The 24,976-nt window shown below is 64.1% G+C and carries 18 protein-coding genes; 9 read left to right on the plus strand and 9 right to left on the minus strand.

The window, feature by feature from the left end:
- Positions 1-186 precede the first annotated feature (186 nt).
- The 8 genes from RTP54_RS22670 to RTP54_RS22705 all read left to right on the plus strand — a co-directional run bounded on the left by RTP54_RS22670 (position 187) and on the right by RTP54_RS22705 (position 10,014).
- Positions 187-1,215, plus strand: a complete 1,029-nt coding sequence (locus RTP54_RS22670; protein WP_112811167.1) for a substrate-binding domain-containing protein — start codon at positions 187-189, stop codon at positions 1,213-1,215.
- Positions 1,216-1,280: 65 nt separating this feature from the next.
- A complete protein-coding gene (locus RTP54_RS22675; RefSeq protein WP_112811168.1) occupies positions 1,281-2,828 on the plus strand; it encodes a sugar ABC transporter ATP-binding protein in 1,548 nt (515 codons plus the stop codon).
- Between the two features lie 28 nt (positions 2,829-2,856).
- A complete protein-coding gene (locus RTP54_RS22680) occupies positions 2,857-3,846 on the plus strand; it encodes an ABC transporter permease (RefSeq protein ID WP_112815104.1) in 990 nt (329 codons plus the stop codon).
- 2 nt (positions 3,847-3,848) lie between these two features.
- Positions 3,849-4,859 carry a sugar-binding transcriptional regulator gene (locus RTP54_RS22685; RefSeq protein WP_312365873.1) on the plus strand — a complete coding sequence of 337 codons (1,011 nt, stop codon included), beginning with the start codon at positions 3,849-3,851 and terminating at the stop codon, positions 4,857-4,859.
- Positions 4,856-5,851 carry an aldo/keto reductase gene (locus tag RTP54_RS22690; protein ID WP_312365874.1) on the plus strand — a complete coding sequence of 332 codons (996 nt, stop codon included), beginning with the start codon at positions 4,856-4,858 and terminating at the stop codon, positions 5,849-5,851. The genes RTP54_RS22685 and RTP54_RS22690 overlap by 4 nt, the downstream gene beginning before the upstream one ends.
- 12 nt (positions 5,852-5,863) lie before the next feature.
- Positions 5,864-7,612 (plus strand): glycerol-3-phosphate dehydrogenase/oxidase, encoded by a 1,749-nt coding sequence (locus RTP54_RS22695; protein WP_312365875.1) that lies wholly within the window; start codon positions 5,864-5,866, stop codon positions 7,610-7,612.
- The gene (locus tag RTP54_RS22700) at positions 7,609-8,427 is read left to right on the plus strand and encodes a class I fructose-bisphosphate aldolase (protein WP_173422252.1); all 819 of its coding nucleotides are present in this window, start codon (positions 7,609-7,611) and stop codon (positions 8,425-8,427) included. The genes RTP54_RS22695 and RTP54_RS22700 overlap by 4 nt, the downstream gene beginning before the upstream one ends.
- A gap of 54 nt (positions 8,428-8,481) precedes the next feature.
- Positions 8,482-10,014, plus strand: coding sequence for an FGGY-family carbohydrate kinase (locus tag RTP54_RS22705; RefSeq protein ID WP_112832472.1), 1,533 nt, complete (start codon positions 8,482-8,484; stop codon positions 10,012-10,014).
- Positions 10,015-10,177: 163 nt separating this feature from the next.
- Here the strand turns inward: RTP54_RS22705 and RTP54_RS22710 are convergent, their stop codons facing one another.
- From RTP54_RS22710 to RTP54_RS22750, 9 genes are all read right to left on the minus strand, one after another.
- A complete protein-coding gene (locus RTP54_RS22710; RefSeq protein WP_112811175.1) occupies positions 10,178-10,816 on the minus strand; it encodes an outer membrane protein in 639 nt (212 codons plus the stop codon).
- A 215-nt stretch (positions 10,817-11,031) separates the two neighbouring features.
- Complete coding sequence (locus RTP54_RS22715) at positions 11,032-12,369, minus strand: HAMP domain-containing sensor histidine kinase (RefSeq protein WP_312365876.1); 1,338 nt, start codon at positions 12,367-12,369, stop codon at positions 11,032-11,034.
- Complete coding sequence (locus RTP54_RS22720; RefSeq protein WP_112811177.1) at positions 12,366-13,040, minus strand: response regulator transcription factor; 675 nt, start codon at positions 13,038-13,040, stop codon at positions 12,366-12,368. Before RTP54_RS22720 ends, RTP54_RS22715 begins: the two co-directional genes overlap by 4 nt.
- A gap of 374 nt (positions 13,041-13,414) precedes the next feature.
- The gene (locus RTP54_RS22725) at positions 13,415-15,154 is read right to left on the minus strand and encodes a M14 family metallopeptidase (protein WP_312365877.1); all 1,740 of its coding nucleotides are present in this window, start codon (positions 15,152-15,154) and stop codon (positions 13,415-13,417) included.
- Positions 15,151-16,005 (minus strand): ABC transporter permease, encoded by an 855-nt coding sequence (locus RTP54_RS22730; protein WP_112832477.1) that lies wholly within the window; start codon positions 16,003-16,005, stop codon positions 15,151-15,153. Before RTP54_RS22730 ends, RTP54_RS22725 begins: the two co-directional genes overlap by 4 nt.
- Positions 16,006-16,009: 4 nt before the next feature.
- A complete protein-coding gene (locus tag RTP54_RS22735; protein ID WP_112832478.1) occupies positions 16,010-16,933 on the minus strand; it encodes an ABC transporter permease in 924 nt (307 codons plus the stop codon).
- A gap of 61 nt (positions 16,934-16,994) precedes the next feature.
- On the minus strand, positions 16,995-18,527 hold the full coding sequence (locus RTP54_RS22740) for an ABC transporter substrate-binding protein (protein WP_112811181.1): 1,533 nt from the start codon (positions 18,525-18,527) through the stop codon (positions 16,995-16,997).
- Positions 18,528-18,577: 50 nt separating this feature from the next.
- Complete coding sequence (locus tag RTP54_RS22745) at positions 18,578-20,410, minus strand: ABC transporter ATP-binding protein (protein WP_312365878.1); 1,833 nt, start codon at positions 20,408-20,410, stop codon at positions 18,578-18,580.
- 13 nt (positions 20,411-20,423) lie between these two features.
- Positions 20,424-21,008 carry a winged helix DNA-binding protein gene (locus RTP54_RS22750; RefSeq protein ID WP_112811183.1) on the minus strand — a complete coding sequence of 195 codons (585 nt, stop codon included), beginning with the start codon at positions 21,006-21,008 and terminating at the stop codon, positions 20,424-20,426.
- Positions 21,009-21,129: 121 nt separating this feature from the next.
- On the opposite strand from RTP54_RS22750, the gene RTP54_RS22755 reads away from it, so the two are divergent.
- Positions 21,130-24,750, plus strand: coding sequence for a hydantoinase B/oxoprolinase family protein (locus RTP54_RS22755; protein WP_312365879.1), 3,621 nt, complete (start codon positions 21,130-21,132; stop codon positions 24,748-24,750).
- Positions 24,751-24,976: the final 226 nt, after the last annotated feature.

The following is a 24,976-nucleotide window of genomic DNA, read 5'->3' on the forward strand; positions in this document are numbered from 1 at the left end:
TCGGTCTGAAATACAGGCAGGCATGAATTATTATTCATGCCATGAATTATATTGACAGATGCCTTGGCCATGGTTTTAATCGTGACAGTCGGAAGTCGAGGAGGAGTTCCGGCAAACTCACACATCAGCGGTCATTTCTGACGGCAGTTTTGGTTTTGGGAGGGGCTTCGGCCTCGAGGAGGACGCGTGCGCACTTTTTTGAGCACGACCGCGCTGGCGGTCATTGCAACGACGTTTCTGGCTGGCCCCGCCAGCGCGGAGACGGCCAATCCGTTTCGCTGCGAACCCGGCGAAAAATACGTGATGAACGTCATGGTATCGGGTGTCGAATACTGGTTCCCGGTCTATGAAATGTTCAAGCAGGCCGGCCAGCAGTTCGGCTGCGAGACCGAATACACCGGCACGCCGGAATATGACGTCAACAAGCAGATCGCCACCTTCGACCAGGCGCTGGCGCAGAACCCGGCAGGCATCCTCGTTCACCCGATGAACTCGGATCCCTTCATCGAGCCGATCAATCGCGCCATCGACCAGGGCACGGCAGTCGTCACCTTTGCGGCCGACTCGCCGCTCTCCAAGCGCATCTCGTTCATCACGTCGGATAACACACGCGAAGGCGTCTATGCCGCCGATGCGATCGCCGAGAAGATGGGTGGCAAGGGCGAATACGCCGTTCTGGAAAACCCCGGCCAGGACAACCACGACAAGCGCATCACGGCCTTCGTCGGCCGCATGGCTGAAAAATGGCCCGACATGAAGCTCGTCGGCCGTGCCGCCTCCAACCAGGATCCGAACAAGGCCTACCAGGGCCTGATGAGCCTGATCCAGGCAAACCCGAACCTCGGCGCGGTCTTCATGCCTGAAGCCAACTCGGCGATCGGTGCAGCCCAGGCCAGCAAGGAAAGCGGCGGCAAGGTTCTCGTCATGTGCGCCGACGTCAACGCCAACATTCTCGACATGATCAAGGCCGGCGAAGTGTTCGGCTCGATCAACCCGAACCAGGGCATGCAGGGTTACATGGGCTTCATGCTGCTGTGGCTTGCCAAGCATCCCGAACTTATCGATCCGATGAACGACGCCAAGCGTTCCGGCTTCAATCCGATGAGCATTCCCTTCGTCGATAACGGTCTGTCGATCGTCACCGCCGCCAATGCGGACGACTTCTACTGGGACAAGTACCTGAAGCGCCGCGGCACCAAGGGTATTGACGAGTAAGGGTCTTTGACATGGCTATCCGGATGTCCGGATAGCCCGTCGAACGCATGAGAGTGGAGAAGGCGATGATATCGCAGCCGGTCCTTCAGGTCCGCAACGTCACCAAGCACTTCGGAGCTGTGAAGGCGTTGACCAATGTGGATTTCAACCTTGAAAAAGGCGAGATCCACGCGCTTTGCGGCGAGAACGGCGCCGGAAAATCCACCCTTATGAACATCATCGCCGGCGTGCTGCAGCCGAACGAGGGCGAGATCCTCGTCGACGGCACGCCGACGAAAATCGCATCGCCCGCCGCGGCTCAGACGCTCGGCATCGGCCTCGTGCACCAGGAGATTGCGCTCTGCCCGGATGCGACGGTGGCGGAAAACATGTTCATGGCGGCGACCAACCGGCGGCGCTCGCCGCTGATGAACTACGCGGCGCTTGCCCGCGACGCGCAAAAGGTAATGAACCGGCTGGCGCCGATCGACGTGCGCCGCAAGGTTGCTGACCTCACCATTTCCAGCCAGCAGCTGGTCGAGATCGCCAAGGCGCTGACGCTCGACTGCCGCGTGCTGATCCTCGACGAGCCGACAGCGGCACTGACGGAAGCCGAGGCGCAGGCGCTGTTCGGCATCATCCGCGACCTGAAGGCGGCGGGCATTTCGATCATCTATATCAGCCATCGCATGGCCGAGATTTTCAGCCTGTGCGACCGTGTCACCGTCTTTCGCGACGGTCGCCATGTCTCGACGGAGCGCATCGCCGATGTGACGCCCGATGACGTCGTGCGCCGCATGGTCGGCCGCGAGATCACCCAGCTCTATCCGCCGAAGCAGGCAGAGGGCGAAAAGTCCGGCGAGGTCATCCTGTCGGTACGCGGTCTTGGCGACGGCGAGCGTATCGCCGATGTCGGCTTCGAGCTGCGCAAGGGCGAAATCCTCGGGATCGGCGGGCTGATCGGCTCCGGCCGAACCGAGATCGCGGAAGCCATCTGCGGCCTGCGCCGCAAGGTGCGCGGCGACGTGAAACTGCACGGCAAGACGCAGGCGATCGGCAATTACCGAGACGCTGTCGATGCCGGCATCGTGTATCTCTCCGAGGATCGCAAGGGATCCGGTGTGTTCGTCGACATGTCGATCGCCCAGAACATTTCGGTACTGGACCTGAAGACGCTGACCGGGCCGCTTGGGCTGATGAACGCGAAGGCGGAAGCGGACCTCGCCAGCGAGTTTACCCGGCGGCTCGGCGTGCGCATGGGCGGCATCGCCATGCCGGTGTCGTCGCTGTCGGGCGGCAACCAGCAGAAGGTGGCGATCGCCAAGCAGCTTGCGGTGCGGCCGAAGGTCATTCTCATGGACGAGCCGACGCGCGGCATCGACGTCGGCGCAAAATCGGAAATTCACCGGCTGCTGCGCGACCTCGCGCGCTCCGGCATCGGCATCGTCGTCATCTCGTCGGAACTGCCTGAGCTTCTGGGGCTTTGCGACCGGGTTCTGGTCGTTCGCGAAGGCGGTATTGCCGGCGAACTCGGAGAAGCCGAGATGTCGGAGGAGGCGGTCATCCGCCTGGCATCCGGGGTCGGGTCACGGGACGAACGACAAGAAATAAGGGCGGCCGAGCATGTTGCCTGAGACAAGCAGAGTGAATGGGGAGGCGGAAATGGCAGTCGATACGGTGGTTGCAACGCAGGTGCAGGTTCCGGCCTGGCGGCGGATCGGCACGATGCGCGAGGCAGGGCTCATTGCCATCATCCTCGCGCTCGGCGTCATCATGACCTTCGCGTCGCCGCACTTTCTCACCTTCGGCAACATGCGCGCCATGCTGATGAGCTTCTCGGTCGAAGGCATCGTCGTCGTCGGCATGACGATCCTTTTGATCGTCGGCGGCATCGATCTGGCGGTCGGCTCTGTCGTCTGCTTCGCCATGGTGCTGGCCGGATCGCTGTTTCTTGCCGGCGTCGATCCCTGGACGGCTTCGCTCGTCGGCATCCTTGCAAGCAGCCTTATCGGCGCCATCATGGGCTTCTTCGTTACCGTTGTCGGGCTCAACCATTTCATCACGTCGCTTGCGGCCATGGTGATCGTGCGTGGTCTTTGCCTGGTCATTACAAAGGGCACGCCGCTGTCGCTCTTCACCCTGCCTGCATCGTTCAAGGCGGTCGGCCAGGGCACGTTCAACGGCATCCCCTACGTCATCCTGATCTTCGTCGCCGTCGTCGTCCTGTTCGACTTCCTGCTGCGCCGGGCGACCGCTTTTCGCAAGGTGTTCTATACCGGCAGCAACGAGAAGGCGGCGCTTTATTCCGGCATCAAGACCAAGCAGGTGAAGTTCTGGGTGACGGTGCTCTGCTCGACGCTCGCCGGTGTCGCCGGCGTCATCTACATGTCGCGCTTCGGCGCCGCCACCCCCACCTTCGGCGTCGGCATGGAGCTCAACATCATCGCCGCTGCCGTCATCGGCGGGGCGTCGCTGAACGGCGGTTCGGGCACGATCCTCGGCGCCATCCTCGGCATCGCGCTGCTTTCGGTGGTGACCAGCTCGCTGATCCTGCTCGACGTCTCCGTCTATTGGCAGGACATGATCAAGGGCTGCATTCTGCTCGCCGCCGTCTCCATCGACCATTTCCTGCATAAGCGGAAGGCCAGCTGACCATGCCGATCGCCAATCCCAGTCAGAACATCATCTCCAGCGCTCGCGAGGAACTCGTGGTCGCCCGGCAGATGCACCAGGCGCTGGTTCTGCACTTCCTCGAGGGCCTGACCCAGTCGCAGATTGCCGACCGGCTCGGAATTTCCCAGCCGACCGTCAACCGTCTGATCAAGCGTGGCCGCCAGCTCGGCCTCGTCGAGATCAAGATCAAGTCGCCGATCGAACCGCTCGTCGACATGGAAGAGCAATTGCTGGCGCTCGGCGGCATCAGCCGTGCGGTCGTCGTGCCGACCGTGTCGGACAATCAGCAGACGGCGCTGCAGGCGGTGGGCGAGGCGGCAGCCCGCCTGTTGATGGAGGAGATCGCCGACGGCGACACCATCTGCATCACCGGCGGCAAGGGCGTCAGCGCCGTCGTTGCCGGCCTGCATGCCTCGCGGCGCCTCGATATCGAGGTTATCCCGGCAACGGGCTGCGTCCAGGGCAAGCACTATACCGACGTCAATCATGTTTCGACGCTGATGGCCGAGCGGCTCGGCGGCAGGTCCTACCAGATCCATGCGCCGCTCTTTGCCGACAGCGCTGCCGAGCGCGCCATGCTGATCAACATGCGCTCGGTGGCAGACGTCTTCAAACGGGCGCGTGAAGCAAAGGTAGCAATCGTCGGCATCGGCTCGATCCTTTCCGACGATTCGAGCTACTACGACCTGCACCCGTCCTCGAGCACCGACCGCGCCGCGATAGAGCGCTCGGGCGCGAGCTGCGAACTGCTGGCACACTTGCTCGATGACCAGGGCCGCGTCTGCGACTACAGCCTCAACCGTTCGCTCGTGTCGCTGACACTCGACGAATTCGCGTCGATCCCGACCAAGATCGGGGTTGCTAGCGGACCGAACAAGGCCGGGCCGATCCTCAGCGTCCTGCGCGGCAGGCATCTCGATACACTCGTGACCGACGAGGCGACCGGCGAGCGCATCCTTGCCATGGCAAGCGAAAAGGGACTTTCGGCATGAGCAGTGAACAGTTGACGCGCGAGATCGGCCGCTCCGGTGTCAAGGCATCCGCCGTCGGGCTCGGTACCTGGGCGATCGGTGGCTGGATGTGGGGCGGAACGGATGAGGCCGAGTCCATTGCCGCCATCCATGCCTCGCTCGATGCCGGCGTGACCCTGATCGACACGGCGCCCGCCTATGGCCTCGGGCGCTCCGAGGAAATCGCCGGCAAGGCGCTTGCCGGCCGCCGCGACAAGGCCGTCATCGCCACCAAATGCGGCCTCGTCTGGCACACGACGAAGGGCAAGCATTTCTTCGACCAGGACGGCAAGCCCGTTCATCGCTACCTCGGTCGCGACGCCATCATGCACGAGGTGGAACAGAGCCTGAAGCGGCTCGGGACCGACTATATCGATCTCTATATCACCCATTGGCAGGACCCGACGACACCGATCGAAGAGACAGTGCGCGCACTCGAGGACCTGAAGAATGCCGGCAAGATCCGCGCGATCGGCGCCAGCAATGTCGACCGGTCCGAGTTGGAGGCCTACATCGCCACCGGCCGCCTCGATGCGATCCAGGAACGCTTCAGCATGATGGACCGCGAGATCGAGGCGGAGCTCCTGCCGCTGACCACGAAAAACGGCGTGGCGACGCTCAGCTATTCCTCGCTCGCCCTGGGTCTGCTGTCCGGCACCGTCGGTCCGGACCGGGTGTTTTCAGGCGACGATCAGCGCCGCGACAATCCGCGCTTCTCGGTTGGCAACCGTGAAAAGGCGACGGCCTTTGCCGGGGCGATCCGGCCGATTGCCGAAAAGCACGGCGCCAGTATTGCGCAGACGGTCATTGCCTGGACGCTGGCGCAACCCGGTGTGACGTTCGCGCTTTGCGGTGCGCGCAATCCGGCGCAGGCGCTCGACAACGCTCGCGCCGGAACCATCCGGCTCGACGGCCCGGATCTCGCGGCGATCGACGAAGCGATAGCGGCGAAACTCGCCCACATGGATAGGTAACGGACCGCCATCATGAACCGAGAAGAGATCTTTGACGGGCTCCGCCAGAGCCCGAAGGTGGACGTCTGCGTGCTGGGCGGCGGCATCAACGGCCTCAGCGTCTTTCGCGAGCTGGCGCTGCAGGGCGTCAATGTCGTGCTCGTCGAGAAACACGATTTCTGTTCCGGCGCCAGCGCCGCATTGTCTCGCATGGTTCATGGCGGGCTGCGCTATCTCGAAAACGGTGAATTCAGTCTGGTGCGGGAATCCCTCGTAGAGCGCGACCGGCTGCTGCGCAACGCGCCGCACTATGTCGGTCCGCTGCCGACCACGGTCCCGGTCTTCGATTTCTTTTCCGGTATCGCCAACGGCGCCGTCCGCTTCCTCGGTCTTTCCCGTCGGCCGAGCCGCCGCGGCGCGGTTGTCATCAAGGCGGGGCTCGCCATCTACGATTTCCTGACGCGCAAGCGCGCACTGATGCCGCGCCACGAATTCCGCGGGCGGCGCTCGACACTTGGCCGGTGGCCGGCGCTCAATCCCGCAATCAAGAGTTCGGCGACCTACTACGACGCCTGGGTCAGCCAACCCGAGCGGCTCGGCATCGAGCTGCTCGAGGACGCGCTTTCTGCCGGGACCGGGGCGCGTGCCCTCAACTATGCCGAACTCAGGCTCACAGCGCCGGGACGCTACGCGGTCAGCGACACGATCAGCGGTGCGGAGGTTTCGATCGAGCCTACCCTGATCGTCAACGCCACCGGCGGCTGGATCGACATCGCCAACCAGGGCCTGTTTTCCGAGCCTGCCCGTCCGGCACCGTTGATGGGCGGCACCAAGGGGTCGCATCTGATTGTCGACAACGACGACCTGACGCGGGCGCTCGACGGGCACATGATCTACTACGAGAACGAGGACGGGCGCATCTGCATCCTGTTTCCCTATCTCGGCAAGGTTCTGGTCGGCTCCACCGACATTCGCGTCGACGACCCGGAAACCGTGCGCTGCGAGACGGAGGAGCGCGACTACATCCTGCAGTCGCTCGCCTTCGTCCTTCCGGCGATAAAGATCAGAACCGAGGAGATCGTCTTCCAGTTCTCAGGGGTCCGGCCGCTGCCGGCTAGCAAGGACAGTTTTACTGGCCGCATACCGCGTGATCACTATTGCACCTTCGTCGAGACCGCCGATGGCGGTCCGCCAGTGCTGTGCATGATCGGCGGCAAGTGGACCACGTTCCGCTCCTTCGGCGAGTTGGCGGCCGACCAGGTGCTGGAGCGGCTGGCGCGGGCGCGGCGCATCTCGACATCAGAGCGTCCGATCGGCGGTGGGCGTGATTTTCCGGCCGATCGCGAAGCCTGGATCGCCCGGGTCGCCGCGGCGAGCGGCCTTTCGTCGGAGCGCGTCGAAACACTGTTCAAGCGCTACGGGACGGATGCAGAGCGCATTGCGGCCTTCACGGCGGCAGCACCCGATACAGCGCTTCCGCATGCCGGTTACTCGAGCCGCGAAATCCAGCTGCTGATCCGCAGCGAGAAGGTCGAGCATCTCGACGACCTGCTGCTACGTCGCACCACGTTGGCAATCACCGGCGAACTGTCTCTCGACATGGCGGATGCCGTGCTGGCGCTGCTCGCGGCCGAAAAACGCTGGTCTGCGGCACGTCAGGCGCAGGAGCGCGCCCGTTTTCTCACCCTTCTCCTCGAACGCCACGGCGTCGACGAAGACACGCTTTCCGCACGGAACGAACAAAGGAGTGCATTATGCGAAACAACCGCAAGGTCCGGATGAACCGTCTTTTTGGCGCGGGGCGCTGCCTGGACGTGGCGATCGATCATGGCGTCTGCAACGAGCCGTCCTTCCTCGACGGTCTCGAGAATATGGAGGCCGTCGTCAAGGCGCTGGTCGATGCACGGCCGGACGCGATCCAGATGAACTATGGCCAGGCCGATCTGCTGCAGGATATCCCCGGCAAGGACAAGCCGGCCCTGGTCATGCGCATCGACATGGGCAACCCGTACAACCGCATTCGTCACCGCGATATGTGGGCCGTGCTGCAGAACGAGGCCGAGCCGCTGATCGGCGCGCTGGAGATGGATGCCGCCTGCGTGGTCGTCAATCTGTTCATGCTGCCGGACGAACCGGATCTGTTCCGCCAGTGTGTTGCCAACATTTCCCGCGTGCGCGCCGACTGCGAAAAATACGGCATGCCGCTGATGATCGAGCCGCTTGTCATGCAGCCGGTGACCGAGCGCGGCGGCTACATGGTCGACGGCGATGCGGAAAAGATCGTGACGCTGACGCGGCTCGCCCGCGAGATGGGCGCCGACATCGTCAAGGCTGATCCGACGACCAATGCGGAGGATTTCCACCGCGTGGTGGAGGCGGCGCGCTGCCCGGTTCTGGTGCGTGGCGGCGGCAAGGAAGACCTGCGCGCCGTGTTCGACAAGTCCGCGGCCTTGATGCGACAGGGCGCTGTCGGCATGGTCTACGGGCGCAACATCTACCAGCATGCAAACCCGAGCGCCGTCGTCCGGGGCTTGATGGCCATCGTGCACGACGACGCCGACGGCGAAGCAGCCTTCGCATTGTATCAGCAAGGCTGATCGCAGCCGAAGCTGGTACAAGGACGACGATCCGAACCTTGGGAGGGGTTCTTTATGGCAGACTATCTTCTGGGACTCGACGCCGGAAACACCGTGATCAAGGCGGTGATTTTCGACCTCGAGGGCAACGAGATCGCGGCGGCCGCGCAGGAGGGGCACAGTCGTGTGCCGCGGCCGGGGCACGTCGAGCGCGGGCTCGAGGAACTGTGGACCCATGCGCGCGCCGTCATCCGCCAATGCGTCGAGCGCGCCGGCATCCGCGCCGAAGAGATCGTCGCGATCGGTTGCGCCGGTCATGGCAACGGCCTCTATGCCCTTGACGCGCAGGGCGAGCCGCTGCTTGGCATCCAGTCGCTCGATACGCGCGCTGCCGGATTGGTGGAAGAATGGAAGGCGCAAGGGGTCGGCGACCGGACCTATGCCATCGGTCGCCAGCGACCCTGGCCATCGCAGACGCCGACGCTCCTTGCATGGCTCAAGCGCTACCAGCCGGAGACCTTCGCCAGGATCGGCACGGTGTTCCTGTGCAAGGATTTCATCGTCAACCGCCTGACCGGGCGACGTGTCAGCGACGTCTCCGACATGACCGGCTGCGGTTTGCTCAACGTCGTCAACCGGCGTTACGATCGCGACCTGATGGCTGCCTTCGATCTCGGGGAAGCAACCGGCCTCTTGCCGGATCTGGCCGAGAGTGCAGATGTCGTCGGCACGGTCACGCCGGAGGCCGCAGAACAGACCGGGCTTGCCGCGGGCACGCCGGTGGTCGGCGGTCTCTTCGACGTCATCGCCTCTGCCGTCGGCTCAGGCGTGACGCGAACCGGCGCGGCCTCCATCATCGCCGGAACCTGGAGCATCAACCAGGTGATCATCGACGGCCCGGATCTTTCCGGCCCGGTCTTCATGTCGTCCACCTTCGATCGCGGCCGTTACATGGCCATCGAGTCGAGCGCGACCTCGGCTGCCAATCTCGAATGGCTGGTGCGTGAGTTCTTTGCCGAAAGCGGCATCGAGGACGGGCGCTCGCCCTACGATGTCTGCTGCGCGCTTGCAGCTGAAATCGAGCCTGCCGCCAACGATCCGATCTATCATCCGTTTCTATATGGCGCGCAGCAGGACGGCAATGCCCGGGCTGGTTTCTACGGGGTTGCCGGCTGGCACACGAAGGGGCATCTCGTGCGCGCGGTTCTGGAAGGTGTCGCCTTCGGCCATCGCCAGCACATCGCCACCATGCGCGCGGCAGGCGCGAGTTTCGACGAAGCTGTGCTTTCAGGCGGCGGGTCGCGCAGCCTGATCTGGCCCCAAATCTTTGCCGACGTGCTCGGCGTTCCGGTGTCTGTCGCCCGCTCGCGCGAAACCGGCGCGCTCGGGGCCGCGATTGCCGCCGGCACTGGGGCTGGCATCTTTGCCGATTTTTCTGAGGGTGCGGCTGCGATGGTCAGGACGGAACGTCATTACCGGCCAGATCCGGCAATGACGCGTCATTACGAGAGACGCTACGGCGTTTACCGCGATATCGCCGATGCGATGGGGCCCATCTGGCGACGGCTTTCGAACGCCGGCGCCGAGGTCCAGGAGGCGGCAGCCTAGCCACAAAAGGCGCGCTGAGAGGGAAGTCCCTGCTTGCCGCGGGTCGCTGAAACCGTGAAGCCGAGGGCCGGGAGGCGGCCATCGACTTGTTCGTTCTATCTCGAAACGAACGCCGCCGCCTTGGGAGGGAATGGGCAACGGCGCTGCAATCGCGTGGAAGAAATCAGAACCGCATGTTCACGCCGGCCTTGATGACGTGGCTGTTGATGTCCTTTTCGGTCGTGCCGAAGGCCGTGCTCGTGCGGACATCCGGCGTGGCGATGTAGTTGTACTCGAGCTTGGCCGAGAGGCCGCCGCCGAAGCCCTGCTCGACGCCGGCGCCGACCAGATAACCGCCCTTGAAGCCGACGTCGTTCTGGACGCCGCCGCCCTTCTTGTAGCTGGTCATGGCATAACCGGCGGTGCCGTAGACGAGCGTCTGGTCGAAGGACAGGCCGGCCTTCGCCTTGATCGCCCCGCGCCATTTTTCCTTGAGCTTGCCGCCACGGACATTGTGTTCGGTGTCGCCGAGGTAGGATCCCTCGATTTCCGCGCCGACAATGCCCGGCCCCATCTGCATGTTGTAGCCGGCCTGCGCGCCGAAGGCGACGCCGTTGCGATCGGAAAACGGGTTGGGGCTGCCGGAAAAGCCGATGCCGCCATGGGCGCCGACATAGGCACCAGTCCAGTTGAAGGCCGGCGGATCCTGGTAGGTGGACGCCGGCTCCGGCGAATAGGGATCGGCGGCCTGAGCCTGCTGGGTGCCGGCTGCGGCCAGAAGGGCGAGGCCGAGCGAGAGGCAGAGTGCGTGACGTTGCTGCATGGCGTTACTCCGTGGATTGGACTTGGCGCCGGTCGCGGCGCTCAGATCCTGCCGCCTCGTTCGCGCCGGACTGGCGCGATGATCGACGCTGCAAGATGGGTGCACTTGTGCGCCGCACGGATTGCATCAACATTGCAAATGTCGACTAAATTGCTGATTTTATTATTAATAACCTGTTAGGACCTGTGGCGCTGGCCGGGCGGCCTGCACGGTTCTCAGGCTACGGGTAGCGTGATGCGGAAACAGGCGCCGCCCGATGGCGCGCAGACCACCGAGATGTGCCCCTTGTGACGGCTGACGATTTCGCTGACGAGATGCAGCCCGAGGCCGGCGCCGTGGTCGCGGGGCAACAGCCGGTGAAAAGGCTCGAAGATCCGTTCCCTTTCACTTTCGGGAACGCCGGGTCCTTCGTCGCTGACTTCGATGATACCGCCTCGGTCCACATGGATGGAGATGAGGCCACCGGCGTGCTCGATCGCGTTGCGCACCAGGTTGGTGACGGCGCGCTCAAGGGCGCCTGCGTCTCCGCGGGTACTCACCTGGTCGGGGCCATGGCTGAAGGAGATGTCGCAATCGGCCGACAGCGCCAGCGGCGCAAGATCCGCGGCCACGTCGCGGCAGAGCGAGACAAGATCGAGTGGCGCGAAATGGGATCCGTCGCGGTCGATGCGCTCGAGATCGAGCAACTGCTCGGCAAGCCCGGCGATGCGGGCGGCATCGACCAGGAGACGGCTGCGCAGCGGGCCGAAATCCATGCCCTCAAGCCGCGTCTGCAGGATCGCGACCGGGGTTCGAAGTTCATGGGCGGCATCGAGAATGAAACGCTGGCGCCGTTCGTAGCCTTCGTCGAGGCGCTGCAGCGCACCGTTGACGGCCTCCACGAGCGGCCGCACCTCACCGGGCACGCGGCCATCGGGCAGGCGGGCGCCACGGCGGTCGACGTCGATGCTCCGCGCGTGGTCAGCCACCTCGGCAAGGCTCGAAAAGGCGCGGCGCACGATGATCGGAATGGCGAAGGCCGGAATGAGCACCAGGATCAGCACGATCGGCAACAGCAGCAGGTTCGTCAGGAAGAACACCGCGAACGAGGCGCTCCACAGTCGTCCGCCGCCGGTCAGAACGGTGTAGGGGCCGCCTTCGGCCTCGATCACGCGGACGACGGCTGACAGAACATAGGGTTCGACGCCATCGCGGATGTCGCCGAAAGTGACCCTGTCGAGATGGCCGCCGATGCCGCGATAGGCATCGGGCACCGGTCCGCTCTCGACAGTCTCGCCGCGGGCGTTTCGGACGATGAACCAGAAGCCGGGGCTCTCTGCGCGCATCGCGCCGAGCTCGGGCGTATCCTTCAGTCGCAGCCTCTGGTCGGGTCCGACCTCGACGGCGCCGGCCGCGATCGACGCAGAGCCGGCGTCGAGGATCATGCCGCCGAGATCGGCACGGATCAGGAGCGCCATGAAGCCGGCAATGACGGTGACGAGCAACAGCACCTGAAACGTGAGGATATGCCAGATCAGCCGCTTCTTCAGCGAGTGGTTGGCGCTGGCCGTCACGTCGCAGTCCTCAGAAGATATCCGACGCCGCGAATGCCGTGGATCTCGACGCCGGAGCCCGATTCCAGCAGCTTGCGGCGCAATCGTGAGACATGGGCGTCGAGCGAATTGGACTGGATCTCGTCGTCATAGCCATAGACCGATTCCTCCAGCGTCGAGCGTTGCACCGTCCGGCCCTGCCGGCGTACCAGCGCCTCGAGCACGAGAAGCTCACGACGGGGAAGTTCGAACACGCGGCCGTCGATGCGCGCTTCCCGACCGTCGAAGTCGAAGACGAGATTGCCGATGCGGGCCGTCATCGGGGCGAGCTCGGGCGCGCGGCGCATCAATGCGCGCAATCTGGCCAGCAATTCCTCGACTGAGAAAGGCTTGGCCAGATAGTCGTCCGCCCCCATGTCCAACCCTTTGATCCGTTCGTCGACGCTGCCGCGCGCGGTCAGCACGATGACGGGAATGCCAGCCTTCAGCGCACGCACGCGCGGGATGAGCGTTAGGCCGTCGCCATCGGGCAGTTGCCGGTCGAGAATGACTGCGTCATGCACCTGGCTCGCCATTGCCGCGATCGCGTGATCGAGCGACGGGGCGTGGTCGAGGATCATGTCGTAGCGGCCGAGGGCAACGCTGAGCGCTGCCGCCATCTCCAACTCGTCCTCTACAAGCAGCAGGCGCATGTCTCGTTACTCCGGCGTCGTTTCGTGGTTGCCGCACCTTTGATCGACGCGCATTGCCGCAAAGTTGCGGTGTGTGCGGGCACCGGCCGGATCATTTGTGGATCCACGCGCAAGGCAACCGCAACCCTTCCGCGACGGCATTTACGGTATCCGACGGCACGACGAAGCAGGCAGCGATCGATACAATCGTCGCGGGGACATCAAAAGAATGCGAGGGGGCTTGGTCGCAACGATCGGGCTCGGCCGCGTCCTGGCCGCAGTCGGGCAGAGCGGAACGTTGGACGGGCGTGATGGGCGCCGGCCAGACTGCCGCTGAGACGAGCGGCAGCGGCGGTCCTTCGGGCCCGCCGCGTTTTCGCTGCAAAATCCGGTCGCTACGCGACCGCCATCATCGTCTGGAACGCCTCGTAGGCGGCCAGCACCGTCTCGCGCTGGGCCTCATGTCCGGCAACGAACGCGTCGTCATAGATGGTTTCGTCCGGATATTCCGTGATCAGCGTCAACGGTGCCTTGTGGCGATCGTCGACGGAGATGAGGCAGGGGAAGCCGTTGATGATGCGGAAACCGGTTTCGCCGGCATGGGTTTCATAAAGCGCGATCTGCCGGTCGTTGTAGGCGAGCAGGCCGGGAACCGCTGCCAGGCGTGCCGTCACCGCCTCGATCAGTTGTTCGGCGCGCTGCTCCCAATCGGCATGATGGCGCATGATCAGGAAGAAGCCCTTTGGCAGGGTCCACATGGCAAAGCCGCGCGGCACGTAACCCGACAGCGGCCGCGTCCACTCATGCGATGGGTAGCCGTGCAAATTGACGTGAAGTTCGGCGCCTGACAGCGCATCGGCCTCGTTGCGGATCGCCCGCTCGTTGAGCGCGGTGCCGGTGCGGTATTCCAGGTCGTCGCCAAGCGCCGTGTAGCGGGCGGCATGGTGCATGTGCAGCGGGTTGTCGGCGCGCAGCCGCTGGTGAACGGCATAACCATCCGGATTTTCGAGCGGCGAGATCGTGAAGTGCGTACCCGGGAGCGCCGCGAGCGTCTGGGCGGCCCTGAGCGCGCCGACGATGCCGGTGGTCTCGTTGGGATGCTGGCCGCCGCTGATCATCACCGCGGCGTCGCTGCCCTGGCGATAGCGTGCCTTCACCGGCCGACCGGCGCGAGAATGCGCTTCGAACGGCTGTCCGCCGACCTTTTCCAGTTCGGCATGGATCTGGGCGACGGCAAGCGGCGCCTTCGCCGTGTCGATCGGCTGGTTCTCGCCTTCGGCGTCGGATGTGGCGAGCGGCCGGGTCTCGACGCGCACCGACGGCTTGCCGTCGGCAAGGACGATTTCCGGTACGATCTGGCCGGGCTTCAGGCCACGGTCGCCGAGCGGGCGGCCGGACTTCTTCTGGAACACTTCGAGCAGCGAGAAGTAGAAGTCCTCGTGCAGCGCTTCGCGCAGGCTCACGACCTCTTCGCCGACAGGCAGTCTGAGGTCGCTGATCGGCAAGGTCACGTGGATGTTGAGTTCGTCGAAATAGGGTTCTGCGTCGCCCCAGCCATGCTCGGCGATCGCGCGCATCGCGCCGGCGAACAGCCGTTCGTAATCGGTTTCGAGGTGGCACTCGCGCCTTTTGCTGCTGGTGTCGTCGAGACGGACCCAGCCGGTCGGCGACAGCAGCGTTTCGCCGACGAAATCCGTGTGCTGGCGGTTGGGTGCAAAGACCGCATGGGTTTCCGTGCGGCCGTCGGCAAAGGTCAGCGCGACATCGTAGGTCAGGGCCCGGTCGCTGCCACCGACAAAGGTAATTTGCGCGTCGCCGATGAGCGCCGCCAGCGGATAGGCCTCGAGCAGGAAGCGGTTTGCCGGGCAGCCTTCCGGCTGCGGATAGCGGATGTCGACACGCTTCAGCGCCTTTAGGTCGACGTCCTCGAGGAAGAAATGCAGGAGCGGCTTGTAGGCGCTCCTGAACTTCGCCTCGACGCCGAAGGCGGCGAGCGTCTGCTCGGCCGCCTCTCGGCTTTTACGGTCATCGAAGAGCCATGCCTCCAGCCGGGTGCCGCGGGCAGCCTCCTTGCCGTAGGTTGCGAGCATGGTGTCGAGCGTGCGCTCGAAGGTCCCTTCGAATATCGTGGTCATCGTGAAGTTCTGCCTGTTGGGTCGAGACTGTCGCGCAGCCAGTCGCCGAGAAGGTTGAGGCCAAGGACTGTGAGAAGGATTGCAAGGCCCGGGAAGACGCTGACCCACCAGGCGTTCTGCAGGTAGGTGCGGCCGTCGGCCAGCATGCCACCCCAGCTCGGGATCAACGGGTCGACGCCGAGGCCGAGGAAGGTCAGGCTGCTTTCGAGCAGGATGTTGTTGGCGACATTGAGCGTCATCAACACGATGACCGGCCCGATCAGGTTCGGCAGCAGATGCTGGAACAGGATCTTGTAGTCGCGAACGCCGATGGCACGGGCCGACTGGATGAACTCGCGCTCGCGCAGCGACAGCACCGAGCCGCGCACCAGGCGGGCATATTGCACCCATTGCGACACGATCAGCAGGATGATGGTGTTACCGAGCCCGCCGCCGACGATGGCGATGAAGGTGATGGCAAGCAGGATGAACGGAAGCGCCAGCTGAACGTCGGCAAAACGCATGACCACCATGTCCCAGAAGCCACGGTAATAGCCGGAGACGAGACCCATCACCACGCCCACGACGACGGCGCCGGCAACCGAGGTAAAGCCGACCAGCAGCGAAATCTTGCCGCCGGCAACCACGCGCGCCAGCACGTCGCGGCCGAGCGGATCGGTGCCGAACGGATGCGCCCAGTTGACGAACGGCGCAGTCAGCCGCGCCATCAGATCGATCTTGTCGGCGCCGCCTGGAAATAGCACGCCGGAGAGCAGAACGGCGAGGCACATGCCGCCGGCAAGCAGCGTGCCGAGGATGAATTCGAGATTGCGGAAACGGGCGAAGCGGCTGTTTGCGGCCTTGGTGGTCATCGGCTCACTCCGTCCGGATGCGCGGGTCGACGAGGCCATAGGCGATGTCGACGATGAGGTTGACGCCGACAATCATCAGCGAAAGCACGGTGATGCAGGCCTGCAGAACGGGATAGTCGCGGGCGCCGACAGCGTCGAAGGCAAGCGTACCCATGCCCGGCCAGTTGAACACGCGCTCGACGACGACGATACCGCCGAGAAGACCGCCGAACTGAAGGCCGAAATAGGTGATGAGCGGGATCGCGCAATTGCGAAGGGCGTGCTTGTAGAGCACCTTGCTTTCGCTAAGCCCCTTGGCGCGGGCGACCATGATGTATTGCGACTGCAGCGTTTCGAGCATCGCCGTGCGCACCAGGCGCACATTGGTCGCCGTCAGGATGATGCCCATGGTGACGGCCGGCATGATGAAGCTGGCAAAGCCGTCCATGCCGCTTGGCGGCAGCCATTTCAGCGTGATCGAGAACAACAGCACCAGCATGATCGCGAGCCAGAAGTTCGGGAAGGACAGGCCGACGAGCGAGAGGATGCGGATCGCCTGATCGGCCCACTTGCCGCGGGCGACCGCAGCCTTGATGCCGAGCGGGATCGAAATGACGATTGAAACGATGAGCGACGCGAAGGCGAGCATCATCGTGGCGGGCAGGGCGGCGGAAATCAGCTGCGACACCGGGGTTCCGCCCATGAACGAGCGGCCGAAATCGAAGACGAACATGCCTTTGATGAAGGCGAAATACTGCGCCAGGAAAGGCTGGTTGAGGCCGAGCGCCTCACGGATGCGCGCAAGGTCTTCTTCGGTGATGCTGCCGGCACCCTGGGCGAGCATCAGTGCCGGGTCGCCGGTCAGGCGGATGGCAAATGAGACGGTGAGCGTTACGACGAAAACGACGAACACCGCCTGCAGAACACGTTTGATCAAAAATCCGGCCAACTTACCCGCCCTTCATGAAGAGGATCCGCCGCTCGACGTCGAGGAGCGGCGGATCTGATTGTTACTCGACCGTGACGTCCGTCAGCCGCAGGCGGCTGTCGGGAACGGGCGTGAAGTTCTTGACGCGCTTGCTCACGCCGTAGATGGCGTTGAGGTTGTAGAGCGGCATTTCCAGCGCACGGTCGGCTGCGTAGTTGGCGATCTGCTTGAGGATTTCCTCACGCTTGGGCTGGTCGATGATCGAGCGCTGGGATTCTAGCAGCTTGTCGAGATCGGCGTCCTTGTCGTAGGGGTTCCACTTTTCGCCCGAGTGGTACATCGAGTAGGCGGTGTTGTCGTAGTCGAGCGTCCAGCCGCCCCAGGCCTGCTGGAACATCGCACCGGTCTTGCCGGCCGGGATGATGTCGTTCAGCAGAACGTTGGTCTCGTAAGGCTTGATGGTCGCGTTGATGCCGACGAGCTGCAGGTAGCTGGCAACAGCCTGCACCACTTCGTTGAACGTCGCGTCGTTGCCGCGCACGTCGATCTGGACGGAGGCGCCCGGTGCGACGCCCGCTTCCTTCAGCAGAGCCTTCGCCTGCTCGGGGTCGTAGGGCAGCGGCTTCATCGTCGGGTCGAAGCCGAACGACAGTTCGCCCTGGAAGCTGGCGATCGGCGCCGCTTGGCCACCGAGGATCGACTGGATGATGGTGTCGCGGTCGACGCCGAGGATCAGGGCCTTGCGAACCTTCGGGTCCTTGGTGATGCCGTCGCGGGTGTTGAAGCGCAGAGCATAGACCGTCGGGCCGGGGGTGGAGACGATCTCGAGCTTGTCGTCGCCCTGGATCGTCGGGATCATGCCGATCGGAATGGTCGGCGGGATAACGAGGTCGACGCGGCCGGCCTGCAGTTCGGCAACGGCGGTTGCCGGCTCGGCGATGAAGCGGAAGTCGAGGTTGGAAAGCTTCGGTGCGCCGCCCCAATGGTCGGCAAAGGCTTCGAGCTTGATCGCGACCTTCGGCTCATAGGAGACGAACTTGAACGGACCGGTGCCGACCGGATGGGTGTTGAAATAGTCTTCACCCTTTTCCTGGATGTACTTCGGCGGCACGATCATCGCGCCGTAGCCGGCGAGCTTGGTCAACAAAACCGGATCCGGCGCCTTCAGGTGCAGATCGACGGTCTTGTCGTCGATGATCTCGACTTTTTCGATCGCGGCATAGTTCGACTTCTGCGGACCCTTGGAACCTTCTTCGCCGAGCAGGCGGTCGAAGGTGTACTTCACGGCTTCGGCGTTGAAGGGTTCGCCGTTGTGGAACTTGACGCCTTCGCGCAGCGTGAAGCGCAGGCGCTTGCCGCCGTCGAGCTCTTCCCAGGCGGTTGCAAGGCCGGGAACCAGCTTGCGGTCAGGACCGCGATAGGTCAGGCCGTCGAAAATGTTGGTGGAGACAGACGCCCAGTTGACGAGGAAGGTGTCGACGGGATCCCAGCTGCCCGGATCCTGCGGCGACGAAACCGTCAATGTGCCGGCGGCAAAGGCCGGCCCGGTCGTCAGAAGGCTGCCAGTCAGCGCAAGCGCGATGAAGGCGGCGTGGATCCCCTTTTTGTTGATCATTTTTTACTCACTCCTGTTTCGACTGCCTTCCCCTCACGGAGAAAGCGGCTTTACGCGTCCAGGGCCACGAAATGGCCTGGCGCGATCTCCTTGCGCGGCAGCACCGCGGGTTCTTCTCCGACGCGTCGGATCGGGCTCGGGATCTCGCCCTCGATCATCCCCCTCTCACGCCCCTTGCCGGGATCGGCGACGGGAACGGCCGAAAGCAGCCGGCGGGTATAGGGATGGCTGGGCGTCTCGAATACCTGGCGGCGGCTGCCGAACTCCATCACCTGGCCGAGATAGAGCACGGCGACGCGATGGCTCATGCGCTCGACCACGGCCATGTCATGGCTGATGAAGAGGTAGGCGAGGCCTTCCTGCTCCTGCAGTTCCATGAACAGGTTGATGATCTGAGCCTGGATGGACACGTCGAGCGCCGACAGGGCCTCGTCGGCGATGATCAGTTTCGGCCGTGAAGCGAGCGCGCGGGCGATGCAGACGCGCTGGCGCTGGCCGCCGGAGAACTCATGCGGATAGCGCGTCGCGTGGGCAGATGTCAGCCCGACGCGCTCGAGCAACTCGTCGACACGCTTTGCAATCGCCTTTTCGCCGAGGATCAGCCCGTGGGTGCGGATCGGCTCGGCGATCGAGAAGCCGACGGTCTTGCGCGGGTCGAGCGAGGCGAAGGGGTCCTGGAAGATGTACTGGATTTCCTGCTTCAGCCGCTGGCGCTCGGCAAAGCTCATCGAGGAGACCGGGCGTCCGCCAAAGAGGATTTCACCCGAGGTGGCGTTCTGCAGCTGCTGGATGGTGCGCCCGATCGTCGACTTGCCGGAGCCGCTTTCGCCCACCAGCGCCAGCGTCTCGCCGGGGAAGATATCGAAGCTGACATTTTCGATCGCATGCACGCGGTGCGTGGTCTTGCCGAACAGGTTCTTCTTGACGTCGAAGCGGGTGACGAGATCGCGCACCGACAGGATCGGTGCCGCATCATAGCGCGCGGTACGCTGGATATGCTCCTCGCCCACCAGCGTCGGTGCACCGTCTATCATCATGGTCAGCGGCATGCGCTTGGGGAAGTCTTCGCCGGTCATGCTGCCGAGCTTGGGCACTGCCGACAGGAGGGTCTGGGTATAGGGATGCTTCGGCTTGGCGAAGATCTCTGCGACCGGACCTTCCTCGACCTTGCGGCCCTTCCACATGACGACGACATCGTCGGCCATCTCTGCCACCACACCCATGTCATGGGTGATGAAGATCACCGCCATGCCGAGCTCCTTCTGGAGATCGCGGATGATGGTGAGGATCTGCGCCTGGATGGTGACGTCGAGCGCCGTCGTCGGCTCGTCGGCGATCAGGAGCTTCGGGCGACAGGCAAGCGCCATGGCGATCATCACGCGCTGGCGCATGCCGCCGGAGAGCTGGTGCGGATAGCGCCCGACGAGTTCGGCGGAATCGGGAAGGCGCACCATGTCGAGCAGGCGGCATGTCTCCTTGAGCGCTTCGGCCTTCGTCATCTTCTCGTGCAGCATCAGCACTTCGGCGATCTGGTCGCCGATCGTGAACACCGGGTTGAGCGAGGTCATCGGCTCCTGGAAGATCATTGCGATCTCCTTGCCGCGGATGCTGCGCATCGACTTTTGCGGTTCGGCCGTCAGGTTCACCGCGCCGTGCTTGCCCTGAAACATGATGCGGCCGGTCGGGAACTTGCCGCCCATCATGTCGGCAAGCCGCATGATCGACAGCGACGTCACCGACTTGCCCGAGCCGGATTCGCCGACGATCGCGAGCGTGCGTCCGGCGGTGACCGAGAAGCTCAGGTCTTCGACGACGGCATTGCCATTGAAGGCGACGGACAGGTTTTCGACGGCCAGCAGCGGGGGAGTGGTATCAGCAGTCACGCGATCTTCCTTGTCACAATGTGGTCGCGGCGCGCGCGGACTGTTCATAGGCGCCCGACATGAAGCGCAGCACGGCGGCGATTTCCGAGAGCGTTTCCTCGGAGGGCCGTGCATTGGCCGTCGACGTCACGAGCAGGCGCTCGCGGATCTGCGCATAGCGGGTGCAGGCGTCGGCACCCTTGTCGGTAATCTGGATGGTCTTTTCCTTGCCCGCCTTGCCAGTGGTGACAAGTCCGGCCGCCTCCAGCTTGCGGATGGCGTAGGTGGCGACATGGGTGTCTTCGATATCGAGCACGAGGCAGATGTCGGCAAGCTTCTTGCCGCGGTCGCGGTGGCGGATCGTATGCAGGATCAAGATTTCTGTGGAGGAAAGACCGGGCACCCCGGCAGCGGCCATGCAACGCACCATCCAGCGGTGGAAGGCGTGCGAGGCGAGAATCAGGCCGTACTCGACTTCGGAGAGGCCCGGGGAGCCGCCTTCGGCCAGATGTGCGGAGGAGACGATCGGCCCGATGGCCGCCACGGGCTTCATATGGCCGGGTAGAGCGTCCTGCGCCCACTCCCTGCCGTCAAAGCTCTCCTCAGACTTCTTTGTCATTCAGCACTTCCTCATCTTGACGATTTTATGTCATCATTTTATCGACATTTTGTCAACGAACTGCTTTGATGAATTTCGGAGCCGACCCGAGATGGCGGCATACGAGTGAGAGGGATGGACGATGAGCGCACGCGACACCGGCAGCTGGGACTTCTGGATCGACCGTGGCGGCACCTTCACCGACGTGATCGGCAGGGACCCGCAGGGCGTTCTGCATGCGCGCAAGGTGCTGTCGGAAAATCCGGAAGCCTACCGCGATGCGGCCGTGCAGGGCATCCGCCTGCATCTGGGTCTGCCGACCGGCGCGCCCATTCCGGGCGGCCTCATCGGCGAAGTGCGCATGGGCACGACGGTTGCGACCAATGCGCTGCTCGAGCGCAAGGGCGAACCGCTGGCGCTTTTGACGACGCGCGGCTTCCGCGATGCGCTTCGTATCGGCTACCAGGAACGCAAGAACATCTTCGCGACCGAGATCATCAAGCCTGAAGCGCTCTATAAGGACATCGTCGAACTCGGCGAAAGGGTGCTGGCCGACGGCACGGTCGAGCAGGCGCTCGATGAGGCCGAGGCGCGCCAGGCGCTGACGGCGCTGCGCGACAAGGGCTACGACACCGTCGCGATCGTCTTCATGCATGCCTACAAATATCCCGAGCACGAGGCGATGGTTGCCCGGATCGCCCGCGAAATGGGCTTCGAGCAGGTCTCGGTCAGCCACGAAGTTTCGCCCTTGATCAAATATGTCGGTCGTGGCGACACTACGGTCATCGACGCCTATCTCTCGCCGGTCCTGCGCCGCTACGTGGCGCAGGTCTCGAGCGAACTGGATGTGGCGCGCTCCGGCGCGCGCGTCATGTTCATGATGTCGTCGGGCGGGCTAACGGCCGCCGACATGTTCCAGGGCAAGGATGCGATCCTCTCCGGTCCGGCCGGCGGCGTGGTCGGCCTTGCCAAGACCGGGGAAGCTGCCGGTTTCGACCGGGTGATCGGCTTCGATATGGGCGGTACGTCCACCGACGTTGCCCATTTCGATGGCGAATATGAGCGTGCCTTCGAGACGGAAGTGGCCGGCGTGCGCGTGCGCGCGCCGATGATGCTGATCCACACGGTCGCCGCCGGTGGTGGCTCGATCCTGCATTTCGACGGCGAGCGCTTCCGCGTCGGCCCGGATTCGGCCGGCGCCAATCCCGGTCCCGCCTGTTACCGCAACGGCGGCCCGCTGGCGGTCACCGACGCCAATGTCATGCTCGGCAAGTTGATGCCGGACTTCTTTCCGGCGCTGTTCGGGCCTGAGCAGAACGAGCGGCTCGATGTCGAGACGGTGCGCACGCGTTTTAAGGCGATGGCCGATGAAATCGGCGACGGCCGCAGCCCCGAGGACGTCGCCGACGGCTTCATCCGCATTGCGGTCGCCAACATGGTCGAGGCGATCAAGAAGATCTCCGTCCAGCGCGGCTACGACGTGACGCGTTATGCGCTCAGCTGCTTCGGCGGCGCCGGCGGCCAGCACGCCTGCCTGGTTGCCGACCAGTTGGGGATGAAGAGCATCCTGGTGCATCCGATGTCCGGCCTGCTTTCGGCCTATGGCATGGGCCTTGCCGATATCCGCGCGACCCGCCAGAAGGCGCTCGGCGTCGCTCTCGACGACAAGGCGCCGGCGGCACTGGCAGCACTTGGCGCGGACCTGCAGGTCGAATGCCTCGGTGAACTCGAAGCGCAAGGGATCGCCCGCGACGAGATCCGCACCCACCTTCGCGCCCATGTTCGCTACTCCGGCACCGACACGGTCCTGGCTGTCGATGCGCGCTTCCCCGACCATGACGATATCGCCCGCCTGCGCGCCGAATTCGAGACGCTGCATAAGCGCCGCTTCGGCTTCGTCGCCGAAAACAAGGCGCTGGTGATCGATGCGGTCGAAGTCGAGACCGTCGGCGGCGGCGCTGCCCAGATGGAAGGCGAGGGTCTCGCGACCACGGAAGGCGCGCCCGCGCTCAGCCGCAGCACCCGCTTTTATTCGCAGGGCCAGTTCCATGAGGCGCCGGTCGCGCTTCGCTCCGACATCAAGCCCGGCCAGCGTCTCGACGGTCCCGCAATCATCATCGAGCCGAACCAGACCGTCATCGTCGAGGACGGCTGGCAGGCGGAACTGACGGCCAAGGACCATATCGTGCTTCGCCGGGTCAAGGCGCTGCCCGAGCGCAGCGCGATCGGCACCAAGGCCGATCCGGTCATGCTCGAGATCTTCAACAATCTCTTCATGTCGATCGCCGAACAGATGGGCGTGACGCTGCAGAACACCGCCTATTCGGTCAACATCAAGGAGCGGCTCGACTTCTCCTGCGCGGTCTTCGACACCAGGGGCAACCTCGTCGCCAACGCGCCGCACATGCCGGTGCATCTCGGCTCCATGGACGCTTCAGTCGCAACCGCGATCCGCGAGAACCCGGTCATTCATCCCGGCGACGTCTTCCTGATCAATGCGCCCTATAACGGCGGCACGCATCTGCCCGACCTGACGGTCTGCACGCCCGTCTTCGACGACGAGGGTCGTGAGATCCGCTTCTGGGTCGCCAGCCGCGGCCACCACGCCGATATCGGCGGTATTTCGCCCGGCTCCATGTCGCCGCTTGCGACGAACATCGAAGAGGAAGGCGTCTATATCGACAACTTCAAGCTCATCGATGCCGGCCGGTTCTGCGAGGCCGAGCTCGAGGCCCTGCTCAACGGCGCGCGTTATCCGGTGCGCAACATCGTCCAGAACGTCAACGACCTGAAGGCGCAGGTCGCCGCCAACGAAAAGGGCGTGGCGGAGCTGAAGAAGATGATCGCGCAGTTCGGCGAAGATGTCGTGGAGGCCTATATGGGCCACGTCCAGGACAATGCCGCCGAAAGCGTGCGCCGCGTACTCGACCAATTGCCGGACGGGGAATTCTCCTACGAGATGGACCAGGGCTGCAAGATCGTGGTGAAGATCACCGTCGATCGCGACAAGCGCGAGGCGACCGTTGATTTCACGGGCACGTCGCAGCAGCGCGCAGACAACTTCAATGCGCCGGCACCGGTCACCCGCGCGGCTGTTCTCTATGTTTTCCGCGTGCTCGTCGAAGCCGACATCCCGATGAATGCCGGCTGCCTCAGGCCGATCCGCATTGTCATCCCGGAAGGCACGATGCTGACCCCAAGCTATCCGGCCGCCGTCGTTGCCGGCAATGTCGAGGTCAGCCAGGCCGTGACCAACTGCCTGTTCGGCGCCGTCCAGAGCCAGGCGGGCGCGCAGGGCACGATGAACAACCTGACCTTCGGAAATGCGCATTACCAGTATTACGAGACGATCTGCTCGGGTGCGCCGGCCGGACCGGGCTATAACGGCGCCGATGCGGTCCACACCCACATGACCAACTCACGCCTGACCGATCCCGAGATCCTCGAGACCCGCTTCCCGGTGGTGCTGGAAGATTTCCACATCCGCCGCGGTTCCGGCGGCAAGGGCAAGTGGTCGGCAGGCGACGGCACCAAGCGCACCATCCGCGCCCGCGAAAAGCTCGACTTCGCCATTCTCTCCGGCCACCGCCGTGTTGCCCCCTTCGGCATCAAGGGCGGCGAGGCGGGCAATCTCGGCCAGAACCTCGTGCGCCGCAACGACGGCCGTACCGAGGAGCTGTCGGGTTGCGCCCACACGGTTCTGGAGGCCGGCGAGGCCTTCACCGTGGTCACGCCGACGGGCGGCGGCTACGGCCGGGACTGATCTCCCAAGACTGCTGCGGTGGTCTGCGGGCGGGCGAGCAATCGCCCGCCCGCTTTGCGTTTGGAGCATGCACGCGCCGTTTGCGTGTCCTGGCCGGGGCGAACCTGATGTTGCTGTTTTAACTTTAATTTAAATTCGCAATTACTAAGGATAACGCGGTCGGTGCGCTCAGGACCTCCGCCTCCTCCCACGGAGCGCGCGCAACATCCCGGATCTCCTCCCGCCG

The sequence above is a fragment of the Ensifer sp. genome (assembly GCF_031989085.1).
Lineage (GTDB): Bacteria > Pseudomonadota > Alphaproteobacteria > Rhizobiales > Rhizobiaceae > Ensifer.

Bases quoted from the DNA above. Each gene is read 5' to 3' on its own strand.
- RTP54_RS22720 (WP_112811177.1), bottom strand. From the start codon at position 13,040: ATGCGCCTGCTGCTTGTAGAGGACGAGTTGGAGATGGCGGCAGCGCTC.
- RTP54_RS22695 (WP_312365875.1), top strand. From the start codon at position 5,864: ATGAACCGAGAAGAGATCTTTGACGGGCTCCGCCAGAGCCCGAAGGTG.
- RTP54_RS22675 (WP_112811168.1), top strand. From the start codon at position 1,281: ATGATATCGCAGCCGGTCCTTCAGGTCCGCAACGTCACCAAGCACTTC.
- RTP54_RS22705 (WP_112832472.1), top strand. From the start codon at position 8,482: ATGGCAGACTATCTTCTGGGACTCGACGCCGGAAACACCGTGATCAAG.
- RTP54_RS22740 (WP_112811181.1), bottom strand. From the start codon at position 18,527: ATGATCAACAAAAAGGGGATCCACGCCGCCTTCATCGCGCTTGCGCTG.
- RTP54_RS22725 (WP_312365877.1), bottom strand. From the start codon at position 15,154: ATGACCACGATATTCGAAGGGACCTTCGAGCGCACGCTCGACACCATG.
- RTP54_RS22700 (WP_173422252.1), top strand. From the start codon at position 7,609: ATGAACCGTCTTTTTGGCGCGGGGCGCTGCCTGGACGTGGCGATCGAT.
- RTP54_RS22685 (WP_312365873.1), top strand. From the start codon at position 3,849: ATGCCGATCGCCAATCCCAGTCAGAACATCATCTCCAGCGCTCGCGAG.
- RTP54_RS22710 (WP_112811175.1), bottom strand. From the start codon at position 10,816: ATGCAGCAACGTCACGCACTCTGCCTCTCGCTCGGCCTCGCCCTTCTG.
- RTP54_RS22750 (WP_112811183.1), bottom strand. From the start codon at position 21,008: ATGACAAAGAAGTCTGAGGAGAGCTTTGACGGCAGGGAGTGGGCGCAG.
- RTP54_RS22690 (WP_312365874.1), top strand. From the start codon at position 4,856: ATGAGCAGTGAACAGTTGACGCGCGAGATCGGCCGCTCCGGTGTCAAG.
- RTP54_RS22730 (WP_112832477.1), bottom strand. From the start codon at position 16,005: ATGACCACCAAGGCCGCAAACAGCCGCTTCGCCCGTTTCCGCAATCTC.
- RTP54_RS22755 (WP_312365879.1), top strand. From the start codon at position 21,130: ATGAGCGCACGCGACACCGGCAGCTGGGACTTCTGGATCGACCGTGGC.
- RTP54_RS22680 (WP_112815104.1), top strand. From the start codon at position 2,857: ATGGCAGTCGATACGGTGGTTGCAACGCAGGTGCAGGTTCCGGCCTGG.